This is a genomic window from Vibrio sp. 1-1(7), from assembly GCF_013048485.1.
Taxonomy (GTDB): Bacteria; Pseudomonadota; Gammaproteobacteria; order Enterobacterales; family Vibrionaceae; genus Vibrio; species Vibrio fujianensis.
On the sequence record NZ_VHSP01000001.1, the window covers coordinates 860416 to 880171 of the forward strand.

Consider the following 19756-nt stretch of genomic DNA (forward strand, 5'->3'; position numbering starts at 1 on the left):
TTAACCTATCTTAAATTCAGTCTTTTGGTATTGCTTAACTAACCAAGGGCCAAAGCTATCTAATAAACCGATCACCGAACGCTTGGCGATCACTCGCCCTTTCAGTAGAATCTTTAAACGGTCAATCTCGGTTTGTTTCTCTGGGTAATAACGTAAAAACTGCTCGCCACACTGCCGTGGATCATCAAACCAATTTTTGTCTTGATACATCACCAATGAATAACTGGCGCGCAGTAGTTTTTTAGCAATAATCTGTTGTGCTTGGACTTGCTGATCATCACGCTTCGCTTTGACAATACTCTCACGATAGAACAATAACCAATCTTCAACATCCATATTCCAATGTTTAGCAATTTCCCAACTCGGTTCATAATCACCAAAACATTCCGCAAGGTTATCGCCATAAATACAAACGCTACAGTGGCGTAACAAGAAACCCCAAGAGAATAGGCTGTCTAAACTTGCTACCTCTTTTACTTCCGCAGTTTTAAAACTGACATCAGTGATAAACGCAAAGCGTTTTTGAAAACGCCAGCGAATGGTATTAATTAACGCTGTTCGAGTCTCTTCAATCGAACCATAAGTCACCACAATCACATCCAAGTTAGAATGATGAGGACGGGCGGTTTTGCGTGCCACGCTACCATACAAATACACACTATGTAATTGTTTGCCTAATCCGGCACGTAATAAAGCGAGTAACTCTTTAATCGCGGGTTGATAAGCGGTTTGAAAAAGTTGTTGGGGGTCGATAGGCGACAAGGTCATGCCGGAAAATAACTCTATAAGCTCAACATAAGGTTATGATCTCTTATGCGTTAGCTTGAAGCAATAGTCAAAACATGACTAAACCGATTTGATTAGGCTTGTTAATCGTAGTGCAAGTATTTCTTTTCTAGTGAAGCTTTAGTTATAATGCGCCGAAATCAAGCACAAAGGGTATTTTCCATGCCAAAAGCAAGTGAACTAAAAAAAGGTTTTGCCATTATTTCTAACGGCAAGACATTGTTAATCAAAGATATTGAAGTGACGACTCCCGGTGGTCGAGGCGGTTCTAAAATCTATAAACTGCGTTGCACAGACTTAACCACGGGGGCTCGTGTTGACGAGCGTTATAAATCTGACGATTTTCTTGATACGGTAGAGATGAACAAACGCAACGTTTCTTTCTCTTATGTCGATGGTGATGATTATATCTTTATGGATAATGAAGATTATTCACAGTTCACCTTCAAAAAAGCGGATATTGAAGATGAACTGCTGTTTATCACTGAAGAAATTCAGGGTCTGCAAGTGGTCTTGGTTGATGGTGCTCCCGTTGCGATTGAACTGCCTTCTTCGGTAGAGATGGTCATTGAGGAAACCGATCCTTCCATTAAAGGAGCATCGGCATCTTCACGAACCAAACCGGCTCGCTTTGCGACAGGCCTCGTTATCCAAGTACCTGAATATATTGCAACCGGTGATCGTGTTGTTATTAATACGGCAGAACGCAAATTTATGAACCGAGCATAATCATGGCTGAATTGCTCAGTTACGATGAAGCCATCGACACCGCTTACGACATTTTTTTAGAAATGGCGGAAGATAATCTTGAACCCGCTGATGTGCTACTTTTCGTCGCTCAATTTGATGAACGTGGCGCAGCTGAAGTGGTTGATATTAGTGATGATTGGGATGCGGAAGTTGGCTTTAGCGTCGATAAAGAGCGCTATGCTGAAATACGAATTGGCTTAGTGAACGAAACCAATGACGTATTAGATGATGTTTTTGCGAGCTTATTGCTAAGCCGCGATCCCACGCATAAATCTTGCCATATTCGCTGGAAACGTGACTAACGTTAGTCATGTCAACCTAACCGTCAAAATGCCAACTTATCACGAGCTGGCATTTTTTATGCGGTGACCAAACCACTTGACGTGACAGGTAACAAAAAGAGTCGTTATTCTACTAACTGATAATGAATCACATACAGTTGCTTTATTCCTGGGTAAATATCGCTGATCACCTGTTTCAACTCCGTTAGCGTCATATTTTCCTGCTGAGCATGAAACTCATTTAAGTCATCAAACTGGATGGGTTCAACATTAATGATTTTTAAGCGACAAAACCAACGGCCTTCCTCTAAGGTACTGACTTCAACAATGGAATTGGGTTGATAATTTTTCTCACTTTCATCACGGATGGTAATCACTTTTTTCCCTGCTAGAATATCGCTTTCAAAACGTGAGAAAAAGGTCATTTGAGTGGGAATGGTCGCTGATGGCGTTAACATATTTTACTATCCAATAAGGCAATGGCTAAATTAATGGCCGATTAAGTGTCAGGAATAGACCTCGATTTTACACTAACCAAGCGTTAATTCACTCGATTTAGTTTCCCCAGCGACACCAGTTAACACTGATTGGACCATTAAAACTTTTCTTGGGGCTATAATCGGTAACAGTTTTTATCGACAAGTATTCATTATGCTCAAACCTTATTTTTCATCGACTGAACATCAGTTCCAATTTACTCGTCAACAAGCCAGCCACTTTGCAAAAAAAGTTGCCGGTGATTTTAATCCGATCCATGACGAAGATAGCAAGCGTTTCTGCGTACCAGGCGATCTGTTGTTTGCCGTGTTATTGAAAAAAACGGGCATCAGCCAAAAAATGCGCTTTAACTTCTCAGGAATGGTCAGCGATGGCGTTGCGCTGCATGTCGAAAGTCAATCTAGCCAAATGAGTGCATTGGTCGATCAATCGGGTAAAGAGTATCTATTGATGCAACGCGATGGTGATGTGTGCCATGACCCAATATTTATTGAGCATGTGATTCAAAACTATGTGCAGTTTTCTGGGATGAACTTTCCACATATTCTGGTACCGCTCATGGAGCAGCAACAAGTGATGATCAACTGCCAGCGGCCACTGGTCATTTATGAAAGTATGGAAGTGGAATTTGAGCGGCTGGATCTAAGCCAACCGGAAGTGGAGTTTAGCGGTGCCACCTTTGATGTGAATGGTAAACGAGGCGTCGTCACCTTGAACTTCACCTTTAATGATCAAGGCCAATTAGTCGGTAAAGGCACGAAACGGATGGTGGCTAGTGGGCTCAAACCTTATGTTCAATCAGATATCGATGATCTCGTTCAGCGTTTTAATGATCGTAAACAGCAGTTTTTGGCTGGATTAGCGCAAGCGGCGTAAACCACTCTGCTCCACCGACTTCGGTGGAGCAATCTAATTATATCCAACGCCTAACCCGTGATTTATAATTCGTGTATGCTGTGCCAAATACCCGTTCTAACACCCGTTCCTCAGGCTGAATTTGAAAACGATTCATATAAAGCACAAAACATATCACAATAAAACCGCCCCCCCAGTTTTGATGCCAATAAGCGCTCCCAACAATCAATAATAGTAACCCCAAATACATCGGATTACGGCTAATATGAAAAATACCAGAATCGACTATCGTCACTGCCTGTTCAGGCTTAGTGGGGTTGACCGTTGTTTTCGCTAAACGAAACTGTAGCACAGCGGCCAAACCAACAATCCCAGATAAGACAAAACAGAGCGCAAAAATTGCTTCTCGATACGGAAGATTCATATTGGCATATGGAATAAAATAAGGCAGTCGATTAATCAACACCAGAGTCACTAAAAAAAGGGCGACTGGCGGGATTTTCAATTCTAAATATCGCATCTTGACTCCTCAGGTTTATTGACCTTTCCAGCTGTTTTACAACGATTTGTGATTTATTTACACAAGGCAGAGACTTTAAAATGTGGTTACTTTACATGATAAGCTGATAACGCCATAAAAAGGAGCCACGAACGCTGGCCGAGGGGTCAACCGCCCCGAAAAACGCCCTCGATGAGGGCGAAAATACTCAAAACTTACGTCAGGTTTAAATGCCAAACAACCGTCAAACCGATGGCCTCTTAAATCAATTGCAGTAAAGCCTGTAGTGGATGTTTCGGTTGTATTTTTTCGAACCGTTTTACTTGGCTACGGCAAGAATACCCAGTCACTAAACAGCGATCTTTAGGTAACTTATCTAGGGTTGGTTGCCAGCTCAATGCATAAATATCTTTGGACATTTGCAGTTTATCCAGCTCATGTCCAAAGGTGCCCGCCATCCCACAACACCCCACAGCAACAGCTTGTAGCACTGCACCAAAATGATTAAATATTGCCATCCACTCCTTTTCTGCATTAGGCAATTTAGTTTTTTCGGTACAATGCGCTAATAAATACCAAGGCTCAGTATCGCCCATCTCTTTGCTATTAAACTCACTCAAACGCGGTAACAACCATTCATGTACAGTGAGCACCTCAAAATCACCACGCTCATCGCCTAACATTTCCACATATTCATCGCGATAGCAAAGGACTAACGCTGGATCAACTCCAACCATCGGGATATTAAGATCCGCCACCTGTGATAAAAATCCTGCTGCATTTTCAGCAGTTGAACGAAATTGCTTCAGGAACCCTTTGATATGCTGCGCCTTACCATTGGGTTTAAAGGGTAATAAAATAGGATTTTTACCTAATTTAACCAACAGAGCGATAAAGTCTTCAACCACTCCCGCATCATAATAGCTCGTAAATGGATCTTGAACGATAATAACGTGCTGCTCACGTTCTTGTTGACTCAACGACATCAAATGTTGCATATCAAAAGCAAGCAGCGGGTGGCGACGTATTCGAGCGGCTAACGTAGGCACTGATAATAACGGTGTATCCACATAACCAACGGTCTTGGCGGTTAAACTTCTTACCCATTTTTGAGCGACAACACCATTCACGACTCTAGGCGCTTTAGCCATTATAGGGAGCAGGGTTTCGATATTCGCCACTAAATAGTCTTTCACTGGACGAGGATAGCGCGAATGATAAATATTCAGAAAACGTGAGCGAAAACTAGGAACATCGACTTTAATGGGGCACTGGCTAGCGCACGCTTTACAGGCTAGACAACCATTCATAGCTTCATACACTTCATGAGAGAAATCATACTGACGATGCTTTTGTATTCCATGGCGTACGCGGTCAAGCAACGTTTTTATCGTCGCGGTTTTCTGTAATGTTTGCTGTTCTAAATCTAGAATATCAATGCCTTGCTCGGTCAATTGACGCAACCACTCACGCACTAATCCTGCGCGACCTTTTGGAGAATGACGTCTATCGGCAGTAACCTTCATTGATGGGCACATCGGGGAACTGGTGTCGTAGTTAAAACACAAACCATTGCCGTTGCATTCCATCGCTTGTTTAAAGCTATCACGGACTTTGACATCAATTTGTCGGTCAAAATAACCACGTTTAGTACCTGATACTTTAACCAACTCAAAATTGCTATTGAGCGGAGTACAGATTTTACCCGGATTCATTTTATTATGTGGGTCGAAAGCCGCCTTAACCCGCCGAAGTTCGGTAAATAATTCTTCGCCAAAAAATTCAGGCCCATACTCTGAACGATACCCTTTACCGTGCTCACCCCACATTAAACCGCCATATTTAGCGACTAATTTCACGACCTCATCCGACACTTCATGCATCAATAGCTCTTGCTTTGGATCGCACAAATCCAATGCCGGGCGTACATGTAATACACCGGCATCGACATGACCAAACATACCGTAGGCGAGACCTTTACCATCAAGCAACGCTCGAAACTCAGCAATAAAATCGGCAAGATGTTCCGGAGGAACACACGTATCTTCAGTAAACGCGACAGGTTTGGCTCGCCCTTTTGCTGCTCCCAACAAGCCGACCGCTTTTTTACGCATATTGTAAATTCGATTAACACTAGCGAGATCACTGCACACTTGATAGCCAATAATACCGGCTTGCTGATTCGCCATCATATCGTCTAGCCGCGCAGTCAATTGAGTGACCAAAGCGCTCACCGTGCTTTCATCATGATCGGCATATTCCACCATGTTAATCCCTTGCATTTCTTTGCCAGGGACATCGGTAAGGAGATCGTTAACACTGTGCCAAACGATATCCTCTTTTGCTAAATTAAGCACTTTAGAATCGACCGTTTCTACTGAAAGGGCATTCGCTTCCACCATCAACGGCGCATTGCGCAACGCTGAATCAAAACTGTCATATTTTACATTAACTAACGTACGAGCTTTAGGAATTGGAGTGAGATTCAGTTTTGCTTCAGTAATAAAAACCAAAGAACCTTCAGCCCCGCATAATACGCGGGTGAGATTAAACTGGTCGTTCTGTTCATTAATGGCATTTTTTAGATCATAACCGGTTAAAAAACGGTTTAAGGGTGGAAATTTTGCGAGAATTTGCTCTCGATGACGACGACAAACGTCTTCTGTCACCCGCTTGGCAATAAAGGCATACTCTCCCTCTTTCGGCTCGCCCCGTGACCCATCAGTTTCCCAAATAGAACCATCGGCAAACACCGCTTGCAGCGAAAGTACATGATCGGAGGTTTTACCATACTTGAGTGAACCTTGTCCGGAAGCATCCGTGTTGATCATCCCGCCGAGAGTTGCTCGATTACTGGTTGAAAGATCAGGCGAGAAAAAAAAGCCGAATGGACGCACTGCGTCATTTAGTTGATCTTTGATCACTCCCGCTTGTACTCTCACCCATCCCTGCTCAGGATTGATTTCAAGTATTTGATTCATATAGCGAGAAAGATCAACCACAACCCCTTTGGTTAATGACTGACCATTAGTACCCGTCCCACCGCCACGCGGGGAGAAGGTTACTCGTTCAAATTCTGCCTTAACACTAATTTTACCAATCAGTGAGGCGTCATGCGTGGACTTTGGATAAATAACCGCTTGTGGTAACTGTTGATAAACACTGTTGTCGGTCGACATTGCTAAGCGGCTTGCATACTGTGTTTCTATATCACCGCTAAAACCTGCCGTTTTAAGCTCATGTAAAAACGTTAACACAACAGGGTCAACATCAGATTGAAGATGAAGTCTTGGTAACATTTGCTTCCTGCCCGTACTACGCTGATCCAATCAGCATTGGCTTATGGGTTAGTTTGATTTTATTCTTTGAATCTGATCACTTTACAACATTTAAAAAGGTGATCAAATCAGAATCTCTGCTACACATCCGTTGAAAGGGTATTTTCTTATGTTATGACCTGTTTATATCGCCAAACATTTGCAAATGTCCGTTGACAACCCACCCATAACCAGACATAAACGCTATGATTATAAAATGTGCGCAGCTATCTGGCTGCTTACTACCTACTAAACGAGGAAAAGGATCATCCCATTTCCGCTAAAAATGAGTCTCTACGGGTGTAGTTATGAAAAAGAATAAAATTGTTACCACAGAAGACATCTTACTAAAACTTTGCCAATCCGTTTCTTCGGTGCTGTCAGCTGCGACAGATACCCATATCACCTATTCTGCAATGGTACAGAAGATTAGCAAAACCTCACTCAAACCAGATTTTGGCTGTTTTGTCTTATTTGATGGCGGGTTTTCAGGTTTAGTCGTGATTAACTTTACCGCCAAAGCCGCCTTGGAAGTCTATTCTCAATATATGCGAAATATGGGCATACCCGAGGAAGAACTTGCTGTGTTACACACATCCGATGAAGTGGGAGATGTGTTAGGCGAATTAATGAACCAGTTAGTGGGTGATTTCACTAACAAGGTGCGTAAAGAACTACAAACCAATATTACTCAAAATCAGCCCAAAATGTTGTCATTAAATAAGCAAGTTATCTTATCGGTAGACACTAATCTCGACCGACCACAAGCTCGTCGTGTTACATTCTCTACTGAAAATAACCATATTTTTTATTTAGAACTTGCTATGGATAAAACGGAATTTATTCAATTAGAAGAATTTGAGGTACAAGATGATGAAAGCCCGGATTCCATCCTAGAGGCAACTCGGCAAAAAATGTCATCCGAACCGAAAAAAAACGAAACGCCTAATGCAGACTTGGCTTCCGATTTGCTCGATGAACTCGGCCTATAATAGGCTCAACATCGTTAGATAATCATGAGCGGTTGTCCTTTTCATCATATGACTATCGCTCACTCCCCTCTTCTTGCATAAATAACAGTTGAGTCAGTATATGTCTGGCCTACTGTGCTTTAATTTCTGCAATAAAAACGGTAAAATGTCTGACTTTTCTCAACGCCATGGAACCGTTTTTATAACTCGATGGATAAACAAAAAGCCTTAAAGAAAATTGCCAAATGCCTTGAATTAGGCAATTCAGCTAATGTGAATGAAGCCGCGAATGCTATCAAGATGGCTCATCGGCTTATGCTCAAGTATGGTCTAGATAAAGACGATATTGAGTTTATTAAAATGGGGAAAACACAATCAACCCACTTACTCCCCGCCTCTATTAGCGCTGGAATTCTGCGTGTGATTCGAGGCATCAATACTAAATTTGGCGTCGAGGCGGTATTACTTAATCACAAAGGCTTAAAGCGGGTTGAATTTATTGGTGAAGCCGATCGTGCCATCTTTGCCGCCTTTGCTTTTGACATTATCTACCGTGAAATGAATGAACAAACGGGACAATTTCGTAACAGTTTCGCAGGCAGTGGAACTCCCACCAGTGAAGTCTCGCGTCGAGTTAACTCATTTCTATCAGGTTGGGTTGAAGGCGCTTTAGAAAAACTACCGACCATCACGCCTGATGAAGACTCAACCAATAAAATTAATAATTATATTGATAAAGAATTTCAAAATATTGATAGAGAAACCTTTAAACAGCAGCTCAAAGAGGCTATGAAAAATCTAACGGCTGACTATGAAGTGGGATTAAAAAAAGGACGAAAAGTATCCGTAAATCGCCCCATCGACGGTGCACAAACACCGAAGTTATTAAAGTAATCGGGTTTATGAGTTCTAGACATTAGCCGCTGATACGATGACGCACTAAAACAGCTCACTCAAGTAAGTGACTTAATCTCATTCACAAAGCCCTATTTGGGCTTTTTGCTATTCTCACTACCCTATAGGAAATAATAGGCTAAAAAATTCTATAATCAGCTAAGGTCACCAAAATCACTGTAGCTTCAAGTCGCAAGGGTATCAAATGAAACCGTTGATGTCACAACTCCTCATATTACTGATGCTGATTCCCTCTCTCAGCCACGCTAACCAAGTGCAATTATGGCAAAGCCAAACAAGACAAAGTAACACCCAACCTACGCAATACACCTCACACACCAGCGTCGAGCACCACACAACACCAGATAATCTCTATCAGCTAGAGCAAGCCGCGCAGCAAGGAGACACATCAGCGATGGAGCAATTAGCTGATCACTATTTAGCTGATACTCATCAGCCAATGCACACAGCGCAAGCACTACGTTGGCTGATTAAGTTAGCAAATTTAGGCAATACTCAAGCTGCCATGACCATTGGTGAAATGTACCAACGGGATGTTCCTTTCCCTGAAGCATTAACAATGGCGGAACTTTGGCTCTATAGCGTTGCCGATCGCGACCCTGAAGCCGAACGTCATTATTCTTTGATTTTACAAAAGAAATTCAACCGGCAACGAGCAAAACAGATTGCCAATATTAACGCATTAGAGCAAGCAAACGTCGATTCAGGCTTACAAACATTACCAACTCCTGATATCTCACAACGTAGCCCTGCTAATTCATCAAAGACTTATCCGCTGATCATTGGCTTACTACTGATAATTATTGCTGCGACGCTGTCATGGTCTTTTTTACTGAAACCTGATTTGCGCTTATCTAGCACACTTCCGAGTAACCAAATAGAACAATTACATCAGCAATTACGTGGACAAGCTCAAATGATCCAGCAACAAAAACAGCAATTAAATAAGCTTTATCGAGAGCTTTCTCGTCGTCAGCAGAAAGATGGCGAACAACAATGGAAACTCGCCTGTGCCTTGTTTGGCTTTAATCCAGACCAACTCCCGAATGAACGTATGATTAAAGCACGCTATAAGCAACTTTCAAAAATTTATCACCCAGACTCACAAGGCAGCAATGCTGAAATGCAAAGGCTTAACGAATCACTCAAACTAATACTACAAAAAACCAACAAATAAATGCAGATCAGGTACTAAACTTGTTTAACTCTCCCGTTTCTTTGAATTAATTTTGTAATCCTACCGATTCTTGTCGCAAAAAATAACAAAAAGTTAACTTAATGCTGCTTTTATGTGATAATACGCCGCGATAAAAACCAAGATGATCAAGGTGGGAAAATGTTTAATAGCGAAGGCATGTGTGACTGGTGTAAGCAACTAGGATTACTGACCAAACATGAATATATTGATGGAAAAGCCCATTATGCTTGCCACCGTTGTCATGATTTAGCACGAATGGATGTACGGCTATTTAATTTAGCTGAAATTGCCCAGCAGCAACGGCGAGCAACACAACAGATATAAAAAGCGCCACATGGCGTTTTTTTGTACTGCAAGCTCCGATATTTACTGGCATGTAAATAACGACAGATCGATACCCCCACACGAGAAATTTCTACTTGATCACAAAATAAGATTTTCTTCTCTCTTTACGACAAAAAATAACCTGCCTTATTTATCAATAGAATAAAGAAAAATACTTACTCCAAAAGCCATTTTAGAATGGATAAGATAGCGACGCATGGCTTGATCCAGATAACAATTCATAATACTGTATAAACATACAGCATGTATTAAAGGACAGTATTATGCTCAACACTAATTTCGTCCCCTCTCTTATGATTGGTGGAAATGCTTCAACGGCCTCTTACCCAACACCATCTGCCGTTTATGGTGGAATAAACGATAGAGTCATGATGCGATTGGCTAAACTGTCACAACAAAAACAATGGATTTTTTATACTGCGCAATGCCCTCGTCCCCAATATCATCAATTAGCGGCTTATCAAATCCAATGTGAAAAAATTATCCACTTAAAAGCCTCTCAGACCCGATCTGAAATTGAAATCGTGATGAAAGCGATTCAATCAAACAATGCAAGCGCTATTGTTGCCTCTGGCGATATTGATCTCATCAGTCAAAAACTACTGGCACATATGGCAGCCGAGCATCAATGTGAGGTTTTTTTCCTAACCTCATTGACACGCGCCTTCCATTAAAATCGCAACATACCGGAAAGAGACAGTAACCAAAGCAATCGTTTGCTTTTTTCTGGCGAACATCAATAATTCTGGTATGATGCGCTCTGTGACCAAGGCAGTTGTCCTGATGCCGACTGCTTTCTTTTCTCTACGACGTTTAACCCAGATAGGAATGTCTCAATGAGCCTTGCTGATCAAGTTCTTGCCGTCAATGACGACCTCCCCATTCGTACCCATCACCCCGTTCATAGCGGTAAAGTTCGCTCTGTTTACTGGCTAACGGAACAAGATAGTAAACGTCTGATTCAGCAAAAGGGCTACCCCATTGCTGAAGATGCCCCTTTAGCTATTATGGTCATCAGTGATCGGATATCCGCTTTTGACTGCATTTGGCATGCGGAGGGAGACGTTCATGGTGTTCCCGGCAAGGGAGCAGCTCTAAATGCCATTTCAAATCATTGGTTTAACCTGTTTAAGCAGCAAGGTTTGGCTGATAGCCACATTGTCGACATTCCTCATCCATTGGTGTGGATCGTTCAAAAAGCCAAACCGATCAAAATTGAAGCGATTTGCCGTCAATATATTACGGGCTCCATGTGGCGAGCCTATGAAAAAGGAGAACGAGAATTCTGTGGTATCGCTTTACCAGAGGGGTTAAAAAAAGATACCGCGCTACCCGAGTTGTTGATTACCCCTTCCACGAAAGGGATTTTAAAAGGCATTCCCGGCGTACCAGAAGCGGATGATGTTAATGTGACACGGCAAGACATTGAAGCAAATTTTGCCGCCTTCAACTTTAACCAAGCATCTGATATTAATCTCTATGAAAACCTTTTAAAACAAGGCTTTACTGCCATTAGCCATGCATTAAAAGAAATTGGACAAATCTTTGTTGATACTAAGTTTGAATTTGGCTATGTCACTGATGTTCATGGACAAGAAAAATTGATTTACATGGATGAAGTAGGAACCCCCGACTCATCGCGAATTTGGGATGAATACCACTACCAATCTGGAAAAATTGTCGAAAACTCTAAAGAGGGCTTTCGTCAATTCTTACTCAACTATTTTTCAGATCCCGATATTTTATTAAACAAAGAGCGGATGCTAGAACGAGAAGCACTTGCTCGTGATAACGCGCTCCCACTGGAGGCTTTCATGGCTATCTCTCATGTCTATCTTGGTATCGCAGAAAAAATTGTAGGGCATCCTATTGAATTAAGTACAAATCCTAAGCAAGAAATTATCGATATTTTACGCGATCAATATGGATTAATTGACTAATGCCACACCCAATAAGGTGAAACAAGGAAACTGGGTGAAATGACCGTAATAAGTAATTTCACCCTATTGAATACCGTTTGGCTTAAGCTGGCGATTTTTATTTGAATCGAGAATACGGTTCACATGCAACACCCTTATAAAGTAATCATAAATTCATCTCTCTCTAACGCTTGAATCTGAGCGGCACTTTTTTCTTGAATCAAAGTGATTTGCTCCGGCTCAAGTGCATAGGGCATAACCAATTTTAGCTCTTCAATCCCTTCTAATTTGGCCAATTTAAGTAACGTAATTAAGTTGGTTTCGTCACTTCTACGAGTAGATAAACGCCGTAACGCCATCTCCCATAGCCGCTCTTCCTGAGTTTGGCTGAGTTTGACGGTATCTTGCCAAACCGTACCAAAGATTGGGGAAAAGGATAATAAAGCTTCTGAAAAGGTCCATTTTTTACGACAAGATACACCTAAAAAATTGGTGTAATCAAACACGACAGCGATGCGTTGTGATGGGTCCATATCTGCCTCGATCTCAATAGTATCCTAACCTCCTTACTATTATGCAGACTTGCTTATATATCAATGTGATATATAAAAACAATCTTCTATGCTTATAAATTGAATCTAAGCGGAATATAAAAACCAATACAGTAACAAGCCGTGTACAAATTCACCTCAATATGTGTCTGGTTGATTAATATTTTCGTTGATGAAAGAAATTTATACAATATCAACCACTCGACTTACTTTTTAAATTGCGCTCGGTAGCGTTCCCAATGCGGTAATTCCCTACGTTTTAGTACCATTTTCCGTAACCCACTTTGGTAGATAACATAAACCCACTTACGCTTAAGATGGTACTCCACTGAGAGTTGTAAATCGCCATTGCCTAAAGCTTTTTTTCGCTGTGCTCTGCGGATAAAAAATCGTCACGTAGCGGTTGGATCGGGAGATCAGACTGAGTCACAAGAATGTCGCACAAAAAGAGGCTAATAATAACGGAAAATGCGTTATTTTTCGTCCTTTTTATTGCTTCCTTAGTGGTTATTAGCCGGAATTAACATAATCAATCGAAGGTTAGCTCTTGTCTATTTACAAGCGAGTCGATCAGCCGTTATCATTTTTCAGTTCCTTGTTCCCATCTACCCTACATAGGCCAAAAATGAATAACGATAAACGTCCGCTTTATATTCCTTATGCAGGCCCAGCCCTGCTTAGTACTCCTCTATTAAACAAAGGTAGCGCTTTTAGTGCAGAAGAACGGGCTTCTTTTAACTTGGAAGGTTTATTACCAGAATCAACAGAAACGATCCAAGAGCAAGTGGTGCGTGCTTATCAACAATACTGCAGCTTTGAAAGCGATATGGATAAGCACATCTATCTACGTAATATCCAAGATACTAACGAAACCTTATTTTATCGTTTAGTCCAGAATCATATTTCAGAAATGATGCCGATTATCTATACGCCAACGGTAGGCGCAGCATGTGAAAACTTTTCTAATATTTATCGGCGCGGGCGTGGGCTGTTTATTTCCTATGCCAATCGTGATCGGATTGATGATCTACTAAATAATGCAGCCAATCATAATGTTAAAGTGATCGTGGTTACTGACGGTGAACGTATTTTAGGGCTTGGTGACCAAGGGATTGGTGGCATGGGCATTCCCATCGGTAAGTTATCCCTTTATACCGCGTGTGGTGGGATCAGCCCAGCCTATACACTGCCCATCGTATTAGATGTTGGCACAAATAATCCACAGCGTCTGGCAGATCCTATGTACATGGGCTGGCGTCATCCACGCATTACCGGCATTGAATACGACAATTTTGTGGAAGACTTTATTCAAGCCGTACAACGTCGTTGGCCTGAAGCCTTAGTTCAATTTGAAGACTTTGCGCAAAAAAATGCCATGCCTTTACTCGAACGTTATAAAAACCGTATTTGCTGCTTTAATGATGATATTCAAGGAACAGCAGCCATTACCGTCGGTTCACTTCTTGCGGCATGTAAAGCGGCGGGGAGTAAATTGTCTGAACAACGCATTACCTTCTTAGGTGCAGGCTCAGCAGGCTGTGGTATTGCTGAAGCGATCATTGCTCAAATGGTTTCTGAAGGGATTGATGATACGCAAGCTCGCTCTCAAGTTTATATGGTCGACCGTTGGGGATTATTAGAAGAAGGGATGCCTAATTTACTCGACTTCCAACAACGCCTAGTGCAGAAAAAATCCAATACCAAGAAATGGAAATCGGAAGGCAACGGCTATTCGTTACTTGATGTCGTTCAGCAAGCCAAACCCACCGTCCTCGTTGGCGTGTCCGGCGCACCAGGCCTGTTTAGTGAAGACATCATCAAAGCCATGCATGCTCATTGCCCTCGCCCGATTGTCTTCCCACTGTCAAACCCAACCAGCCGGGTAGAAGCGACACCTTCCGATATTATTCGCTGGACCAATGGTGAAGCATTGGTTGCCACTGGCAGCCCATTTGATCCGGTATTGCATGACGGAAAAACCTATCCCATCGCACAGTGCAATAATAGTTATATCTTTCCAGGAATAGGCTTGGGTGTTTTGGCTGTTGGAGCAAAACGTGTGACCGATGAAATGTTAATGGAATCAAGCCGCGCCCTCGCACGCTGCTCCCCACTCGCCATCCATGGTCATGGGCCATTGCTACCTCCTTTAGAGTCAATTCATTCAGTCTCGAAAAAAATCGCGGTTGCCGTCGCGAAAAAGGCCATTGAACAAGGCGTTGCTTTAGAAATGACGGATGAAGCTTTAGAGATTGCCATCGAGCAACATTTCTGGCAGCCTTCCTATCGTCGCTATAAACGTACTGCTTTTTAATCAGATTCACGAGCGGTTGAATATTTGAGTGAGGTGACATAGAGCGCATCACTCAACCTTAAGATTGTTTGCGATAAGCCCCGTTTCTGGGGCTTTTGTAACTAGAGGATCAATATGCTGAGTTTTTTTGCCCCAGCTGGACACTATATCGCCCCATACCTTGCTGAAATCTCGATGGCATTCATTGCCTGTTTTCTGGTTATGTTGGGAGGTGAAATTAATGCAATCCTACGTCGAGTGATGCTTAACCAACACTTTATTGTGCGAACATTAGCCTTTATCGCACTCAATGCATTTGGTTACGGCTTACTCATTGTAAAAGCTAGCCCTTACTTAGCTCGGACATTGTCTCATTTAGAGCGAGGCATGATGTTTAGTCTTGTTATCATCAGCTTTATTGTGATAGGCCTATGGGCACAAAAAAACCGTCAAATTTAGCACTTATCCAATTGTGCCGCCGACTTAGAATCGGTTCAAAATTACGCACCGGCGCTACGATGCTGGCCTTACTAAGCTTAGTATTTGTGATTGTGATTTTGACGCTTGATCGCTGGATCAGTTGGCAAGCGGATACTCAGATCATCAATGATACTCAGCAATTACCTCATTTTGAGGTCGCTGTAGTACTCGGCACCAGTAAATATCTTGGCCGAACCCTTAATGATTATTATCGCCACCGAATCGAGACGGCGATTGCACTGTATCAACAGCAAAAAGTGACCCATTTTTTACTCAGTGGTGATAATGCACACCGTTCTTATAACGAACCGTGGACAATGAAACGAGATCTACTCAAAGCTGGTGTACCGGATGAAGCCATCTATCTTGATTATGCTGGATTTAGGACACTCGATTCGATTGTGCGCGCTAAGCGTATTTTTGAAACGGATGATTTTTTGATCATCACTCAGCGCTTTCACTGCGAACGAGCCCTATTTATTGCTAAACACCATCACATTAACGCAACCTGTCTTGCGGTTCCTGGCCCAACCCACTATTCTGGCTTTAAAGTGCGTCTGCGAGAAGTTTTTGCCAGAACGAAAGCTTTTTTAGATCTTTATCTATTTGATACTCAACCTAAGTTTTTAGGCCCTAAAGAGCCTATAAAGTTAGACAAAACCACTACAGCGCCTATACCGGATTAATTTTTTTAATCCTAACCCCCATTGAGCCAAGCTAATAAAAACCATCCATTAACCTAATGAGTCATGTCATGTCTTTCACTGTTCGTGGCGTATTAAATAAAATGCGCACCCACCTTAATCCTCAAGTTCAATATCAACTCCCGGTTGGCGAACACCTTATCGATCTCAATCCCTTGATTGGTAAAACACTGACCCTACAGCATACAGGTCATATTTATTGCTGTGCCTGCGGAAAGAAAACCAAAAAAAGTTATTCACAAGGCCATTGCTTTCTTTGTATGAAAAAACTAGCCAGTTGTGACATGTGCATCATGAAACCAGAAACGTGCCATTTTGATCAAGGTACTTGCCGAGAGCCCGAATGGGCACAGACTCATTGCATGGTTGACCACTATGTTTACCTTGCAAATACTTCGAGCTTAAAAGTGGGCATTACCCGCCACAACCAAATTCCGACACGTTGGATTGACCAAGGAGCAACACAAGGGTTGGCTATCTACCAAGTGAAAAACCGCCATATTTCCGGATTGATTGAAATCGAACTTGCCAAGCATATCGCCGATAAAACCAACTGGCGGACTTTATTAAAAAAAGAAGGGAAACCTCTTCCCTTACTTGAACAAGCAGAAACACTCAAACCGCTCTTAGCTGACACGGTTACCAACATTAAGCAACAGTTTGGTAAGGATGCGGTAACGGAAATTTATCACACCATAACGGATATTGAGTATCCTGTTCAGCAACACCCAGAGAAAATAATATCACATAATTTTGATAAACAGCCGCTCATCACTGGCCGTTTGCAAGGAATCAAAGGTCAATATTTGATGTTTGATACTGGAGTTATCAATATCCGAAAGTTTACCTCTTATGAAGTAGAAGTGAGTGCTTAACCAACGGGTAAGCTCGATCATTAACCATCAAACAATGCTTAAATTTTGAGTGAGATGAAACGGCCCCACATGGCCTCACATACAACAAAATTTAATGAGAGATAGCATGATAAATTTACAACAATCATCTGTAGCAAAAGCTTTTTGGCATTATACCTTACCGTCTATTGCTGCACTCATGGTCAGTGGCACCTATCAAATTGTCGATGGTATCTTTGTTGGCCATTTTATCGGAGGCGATGGCCTTGCGGCTATTAGCCTCGCTTGGCCATTTGTGGGGGTTTTACTTGCGTTTGGAATGATGGTAGGCATGGGGGCCGGTGCTCACGCGTCACTAAAAATGGGAGCAGGGCAGCGCCTGCAAGCTAATGGTTATTTGATGCATGCTTTACTACTATTATTAGTAATTGGACTGCCACTGGGCTTGTTACTACATTTTTTGAGTCCCAATTTTTTGCATTTACAAGGAGCCGAAGGTGGCGCTTATACACAAGGGACTCGTTATCTTTACTGGATGATGATTGGCGCTCCCGTGGTCTTGGGTAGCATCGCCCTGCCACTATTAGTCCGTAATGCTGGCGCACCACGCTTAGCGACCATCGCGATGGCCATAGGCGCTCTCGGTAATATCGCACTCGATGCGCTGTTTATTGGCTATTTTCAATTAGGGCTGCAAGGAGCGGCTTTTGCAACCCTCTTGGGTGAATTGAGTTCTGTCATGATCTGCCTTAGCTACTTACTCAGTCGCCGTAGCCACTTACCATTATCTTGGTCGACCTTTAGTTGGAAAATTCAACCCATCATCGACATTCTCAAAACCGGATTATCGAGTATGTTGATGTACCTTTATATTAGTTTTTCAATTGTATTACATAACATGCTACTGCTGCATTATGGGCAAGCCATTCATGTTGCTGCCTATAGTATCGCGGGATACTTAATTACTTTCTATTACTTAATGGCCGAAGGGACAGCGGGAGGCATGCAACCTTTAAGCAGTTTCTATTATGGTGCCAACTTAAAAAACCGTGTCAAAGCCTCCTATAAAATTGCCTGCCTGTTTACATTAGGTAGTGGCATTCTATTTGTGTTGGCCATTCAGTGGTCGCCAGAATTTTTTGCGCAATTTTTTATTGCACAAGACGATCAAACCTTACTCACGACCACAACCTGGGCTATGCGGCTCTTTCTGTGCGCGATGTTTTTGGATGGTTTCCTTATTTTAACCGCCACATGGTTTCAGTCACTTGGATTAGGTAACAAAGCCACTTTTATCACCATGAGTAATATGCTCATTCAAATCCCATTTTTATTGGTGTTACCTAAATTTTGGGGGCTGAATGGTGTGTGGCTCGCCGTACCCTTGTCTAATATTTGCCTCTCATTGGTGGTCAGTTATATGCTCCTTAAGCAGTGGCAAGCACTCGACCATTCAACTCAAGAACAATAACTTGCTGTAATAGCTTTTCATTATCAACAATATTTTCTACAATCGATTAACTTTTTCAGCATTCAATAGCGGAGTCATCATGAGCGACGTGAAACACTGTAAACTTCTTATCTTAGGCTCAGGTCCAGCTGGCTATACTGCCGCCGTCTATGCTGCACGCGCAAATCTGAACCCTGTACTCGTTACTGGAATGCAACAAGGCGGTCAGCTCACAACCACCACAGAAGTCGAAAACTGGCCGGGAGATGCCGAAGGACTAACCGGCCCCGATTTAATGGAACGTATGGAAGCACATGCCAAGCGATTTGAGACGGAAATTGTCTTTGACCATATTCACCAAGTCGACTTTTCTCAGCGCCCTTTTCGTCTCAAAGGTGATAGCTACCAATATACTTGTGATGCCTTAATTATTTCGACCGGAGCTTCAGCAAAATACCTCGGTTTAGCATCAGAAGAAACGTTCAAGGGACGAGGCGTTTCTGCTTGTGCTACCTGTGATGGATTCTTCTACCGTAATCAAAAAGTCGCCGTTGTGGGCGGTGGTAACACCGCGGTTGAGGAAGCGCTTTACCTCTCCAATATTGCCGCAGAAGTCCATCTAATTCATCGTCGTGACAGTTTTCGTTCAGAAAAAATATTGATCGATCGCCTGATGGAAAAAGTCGCAAGCGGCAATATTATCTTGCATACCGAACGTACATTAGAAGAAGTACTTGGCGATGATATGGGCGTTACTGGCGTACGCTTAAAAGATACACGTTCTGGCACCTGTGAAGAGCTAGCCGTGATGGGCGTTTTTATCGCCATTGGACACCAACCTAATACCGATATTTTTAACGGCCAATTAAAAATGCAAGAAGGTTATATCTGGGTGCAATCTGGCCTTGACGGTAATGCGACTCAAACCAGCGTAGCAGGTATTTTTGCTGCAGGTGATGTGATGGATCATAACTATCGTCAGGCGATTACTTCAGCAGGAACAGGCTGTATGGCCGCTCTAGATGCAGAACGCTATCTCGATAGCCTAAATAATCAATAAAGCACAATAAATTATGTCTTGTTGACCAAC

At 42.4% G+C, this 19756-nt stretch carries 20 protein-coding genes; 15 read left to right on the forward strand and 5 right to left on the reverse strand.

Annotation, left to right across the window (positions count from 1 at the left end):
- A complete protein-coding gene (locus tag FKN05_RS04070; RefSeq protein ID WP_099612320.1) occupies positions 1–768 on the reverse strand; it encodes a nucleotidyltransferase domain-containing protein in 768 nt (255 codons plus the stop codon).
- Positions 769–948: 180 nt separating this feature from the next.
- Here FKN05_RS04070 and yeiP point away from each other — a divergent pair, with 180 nt between their 5' ends.
- Both yeiP and FKN05_RS04080 read left to right on the forward strand, forming a co-directional pair.
- Entirely contained in the window at positions 949–1515 is a 567-nt protein-coding gene (gene yeiP, locus FKN05_RS04075; protein ID WP_099612319.1) for an elongation factor P-like protein YeiP, read from the forward strand.
- Positions 1516–1517: 2 nt separating this feature from the next.
- Positions 1518–1838 (forward strand): HI1450 family dsDNA-mimic protein, encoded by a 321-nt coding sequence (locus FKN05_RS04080; RefSeq protein ID WP_099612318.1) that lies wholly within the window; start codon positions 1518–1520, stop codon positions 1836–1838.
- Between the two features lie 104 nt (positions 1839–1942).
- On the opposite strand, the gene yqfB is transcribed toward FKN05_RS04080, so the two are convergent.
- Positions 1943–2242 (reverse strand): N(4)-acetylcytidine aminohydrolase, encoded by a 300-nt coding sequence (gene yqfB, locus FKN05_RS04085; protein ID WP_212752244.1) that lies wholly within the window; start codon positions 2240–2242, stop codon positions 1943–1945.
- 223 nt (positions 2243–2465) lie between these two features.
- Between yqfB and FKN05_RS04090 the strand changes: the two genes are divergently transcribed.
- Complete coding sequence (locus FKN05_RS04090) at positions 2466–3191, forward strand: DUF3581 domain-containing protein (RefSeq protein ID WP_428767848.1); 726 nt, start codon at positions 2466–2468, stop codon at positions 3189–3191.
- A 37-nt stretch (positions 3192–3228) separates the two neighbouring features.
- On the opposite strand, the gene FKN05_RS04095 is transcribed toward FKN05_RS04090, so the two are convergent.
- Together FKN05_RS04095 and ydiJ are read right to left on the reverse strand one after the other, a co-directional pair.
- Positions 3229–3690 carry a methyltransferase family protein gene (locus FKN05_RS04095; RefSeq protein ID WP_161428109.1) on the reverse strand — a complete coding sequence of 154 codons (462 nt, stop codon included), beginning with the start codon at positions 3688–3690 and terminating at the stop codon, positions 3229–3231.
- Between the two features lie 239 nt (positions 3691–3929).
- Positions 3930–6968: a D-2-hydroxyglutarate dehydrogenase YdiJ gene (gene ydiJ / locus FKN05_RS04100; protein ID WP_161433938.1), complete on the reverse strand. Its 3039-nt coding sequence runs from the start codon at positions 6966–6968 to the stop codon at positions 3930–3932.
- Positions 6969–7294: 326 nt separating this feature from the next.
- Between ydiJ and FKN05_RS04105 the strand changes: the two genes are divergently transcribed.
- The 6 genes from FKN05_RS04105 (at position 7295) to FKN05_RS04130 (ending at position 12355) form a co-directional block, all read left to right on the forward strand.
- Positions 7295–7978 carry a DUF3334 family protein gene (locus FKN05_RS04105; protein WP_161428253.1) on the forward strand — a complete coding sequence of 228 codons (684 nt, stop codon included), beginning with the start codon at positions 7295–7297 and terminating at the stop codon, positions 7976–7978.
- 189 nt (positions 7979–8167) lie between these two features.
- Complete coding sequence (locus FKN05_RS04110) at positions 8168–8851, forward strand: DUF2786 domain-containing protein (RefSeq protein ID WP_099612313.1); 684 nt, start codon at positions 8168–8170, stop codon at positions 8849–8851.
- Positions 8852–9068: 217 nt separating this feature from the next.
- Entirely contained in the window at positions 9069–10049 is a 981-nt protein-coding gene (locus FKN05_RS04115) for a J domain-containing protein (protein WP_099612312.1), read from the forward strand.
- Between the two features lie 159 nt (positions 10050–10208).
- Positions 10209–10394 carry a hypothetical protein gene (locus FKN05_RS04120; RefSeq protein WP_099612311.1) on the forward strand — a complete coding sequence of 62 codons (186 nt, stop codon included), beginning with the start codon at positions 10209–10211 and terminating at the stop codon, positions 10392–10394.
- Between the two features lie 284 nt (positions 10395–10678).
- The gene (locus tag FKN05_RS04125) at positions 10679–11089 is read left to right on the forward strand and encodes an ImuA family protein (protein WP_249339265.1); all 411 of its coding nucleotides are present in this window, start codon (positions 10679–10681) and stop codon (positions 11087–11089) included.
- 162 nt (positions 11090–11251) lie between these two features.
- Positions 11252–12355, forward strand: coding sequence for a phosphoribosylaminoimidazolesuccinocarboxamide synthase (locus tag FKN05_RS04130; RefSeq protein WP_170886951.1), 1104 nt, complete (start codon positions 11252–11254; stop codon positions 12353–12355).
- 134 nt (positions 12356–12489) lie between these two features.
- Here FKN05_RS04130 and FKN05_RS04135 read toward each other — a convergent pair whose 3' ends face one another.
- The gene (locus tag FKN05_RS04135; protein ID WP_170886952.1) at positions 12490–12867 is read right to left on the reverse strand and encodes a transporter; all 378 of its coding nucleotides are present in this window, start codon (positions 12865–12867) and stop codon (positions 12490–12492) included.
- Positions 12868–13510: 643 nt separating this feature from the next.
- Between FKN05_RS04135 and FKN05_RS04140 the strand changes: the two genes are divergently transcribed.
- From FKN05_RS04140 to trxB, 6 genes are all read left to right on the forward strand, one after another.
- Positions 13511–15199, forward strand: coding sequence for an NAD-dependent malic enzyme (locus FKN05_RS04140; protein ID WP_099612308.1), 1689 nt, complete (start codon positions 13511–13513; stop codon positions 15197–15199).
- A 114-nt stretch (positions 15200–15313) separates the two neighbouring features.
- Positions 15314–15637 (forward strand): DUF3392 domain-containing protein, encoded by a 324-nt coding sequence (locus FKN05_RS04145; protein ID WP_161427630.1) that lies wholly within the window; start codon positions 15314–15316, stop codon positions 15635–15637.
- The gene (locus FKN05_RS04150; protein ID WP_099612307.1) at positions 15610–16344 is read left to right on the forward strand and encodes a SanA/YdcF family protein; all 735 of its coding nucleotides are present in this window, start codon (positions 15610–15612) and stop codon (positions 16342–16344) included. Before FKN05_RS04145 ends, FKN05_RS04150 begins: the two co-directional genes overlap by 28 nt.
- Before the next feature lie 68 nt (positions 16345–16412).
- Positions 16413–17237, forward strand: a complete 825-nt coding sequence (locus tag FKN05_RS04155; protein WP_161427628.1) for a DUF2797 domain-containing protein — start codon at positions 16413–16415, stop codon at positions 17235–17237.
- Positions 17238–17343: 106 nt separating this feature from the next.
- Positions 17344–18687, forward strand: coding sequence for an MATE family efflux transporter (locus tag FKN05_RS04160; protein ID WP_170886953.1), 1344 nt, complete (start codon positions 17344–17346; stop codon positions 18685–18687).
- 79 nt (positions 18688–18766) lie between these two features.
- Complete coding sequence (gene trxB, locus FKN05_RS04165; protein ID WP_099612305.1) at positions 18767–19726, forward strand: thioredoxin-disulfide reductase; 960 nt, start codon at positions 18767–18769, stop codon at positions 19724–19726.
- Positions 19727–19756: the final 30 nt, after the last annotated feature.

Excerpts from the sequence above, each read along its gene's own strand:
- FKN05_RS04070 (WP_099612320.1), bottom strand. The coding sequence starts at position 768 with ATGACCTTGTCGCCTATCGACCCCCAACAACTTTTTCAAACCGCTTAT.
- yeiP (WP_099612319.1), top strand. The coding sequence starts at position 949 with ATGCCAAAAGCAAGTGAACTAAAAAAAGGTTTTGCCATTATTTCTAAC.
- FKN05_RS04080 (WP_099612318.1), top strand. The coding sequence starts at position 1,518 with ATGGCTGAATTGCTCAGTTACGATGAAGCCATCGACACCGCTTACGAC.
- yqfB (WP_212752244.1), bottom strand. The coding sequence starts at position 2,242 with ATGACCTTTTTCTCACGTTTTGAAAGCGATATTCTAGCAGGGAAAAAA.
- FKN05_RS04095 (WP_161428109.1), bottom strand. The coding sequence starts at position 3,690 with ATGCGATATTTAGAATTGAAAATCCCGCCAGTCGCCCTTTTTTTAGTG.
- ydiJ (WP_161433938.1), bottom strand. The coding sequence starts at position 6,968 with ATGTTACCAAGACTTCATCTTCAATCTGATGTTGACCCTGTTGTGTTA.
- FKN05_RS04105 (WP_161428253.1), top strand. The coding sequence starts at position 7,295 with ATGAAAAAGAATAAAATTGTTACCACAGAAGACATCTTACTAAAACTT.
- FKN05_RS04110 (WP_099612313.1), top strand. The coding sequence starts at position 8,168 with ATGGATAAACAAAAAGCCTTAAAGAAAATTGCCAAATGCCTTGAATTA.
- FKN05_RS04115 (WP_099612312.1), top strand. The coding sequence starts at position 9,069 with ATGTCACAACTCCTCATATTACTGATGCTGATTCCCTCTCTCAGCCAC.
- FKN05_RS04120 (WP_099612311.1), top strand. The coding sequence starts at position 10,209 with ATGTTTAATAGCGAAGGCATGTGTGACTGGTGTAAGCAACTAGGATTA.
- FKN05_RS04125 (WP_249339265.1), top strand. The coding sequence starts at position 10,679 with ATGCTCAACACTAATTTCGTCCCCTCTCTTATGATTGGTGGAAATGCT.
- FKN05_RS04130 (WP_170886951.1), top strand. The coding sequence starts at position 11,252 with ATGAGCCTTGCTGATCAAGTTCTTGCCGTCAATGACGACCTCCCCATT.
- FKN05_RS04135 (WP_170886952.1), bottom strand. The coding sequence starts at position 12,867 with ATGGACCCATCACAACGCATCGCTGTCGTGTTTGATTACACCAATTTT.
- FKN05_RS04140 (WP_099612308.1), top strand. The coding sequence starts at position 13,511 with ATGAATAACGATAAACGTCCGCTTTATATTCCTTATGCAGGCCCAGCC.
- FKN05_RS04145 (WP_161427630.1), top strand. The coding sequence starts at position 15,314 with ATGCTGAGTTTTTTTGCCCCAGCTGGACACTATATCGCCCCATACCTT.
- FKN05_RS04150 (WP_099612307.1), top strand. The coding sequence starts at position 15,610 with ATGGGCACAAAAAAACCGTCAAATTTAGCACTTATCCAATTGTGCCGC.
- FKN05_RS04155 (WP_161427628.1), top strand. The coding sequence starts at position 16,413 with ATGTCTTTCACTGTTCGTGGCGTATTAAATAAAATGCGCACCCACCTT.
- FKN05_RS04160 (WP_170886953.1), top strand. The coding sequence starts at position 17,344 with ATGATAAATTTACAACAATCATCTGTAGCAAAAGCTTTTTGGCATTAT.
- trxB (WP_099612305.1), top strand. The coding sequence starts at position 18,767 with ATGAGCGACGTGAAACACTGTAAACTTCTTATCTTAGGCTCAGGTCCA.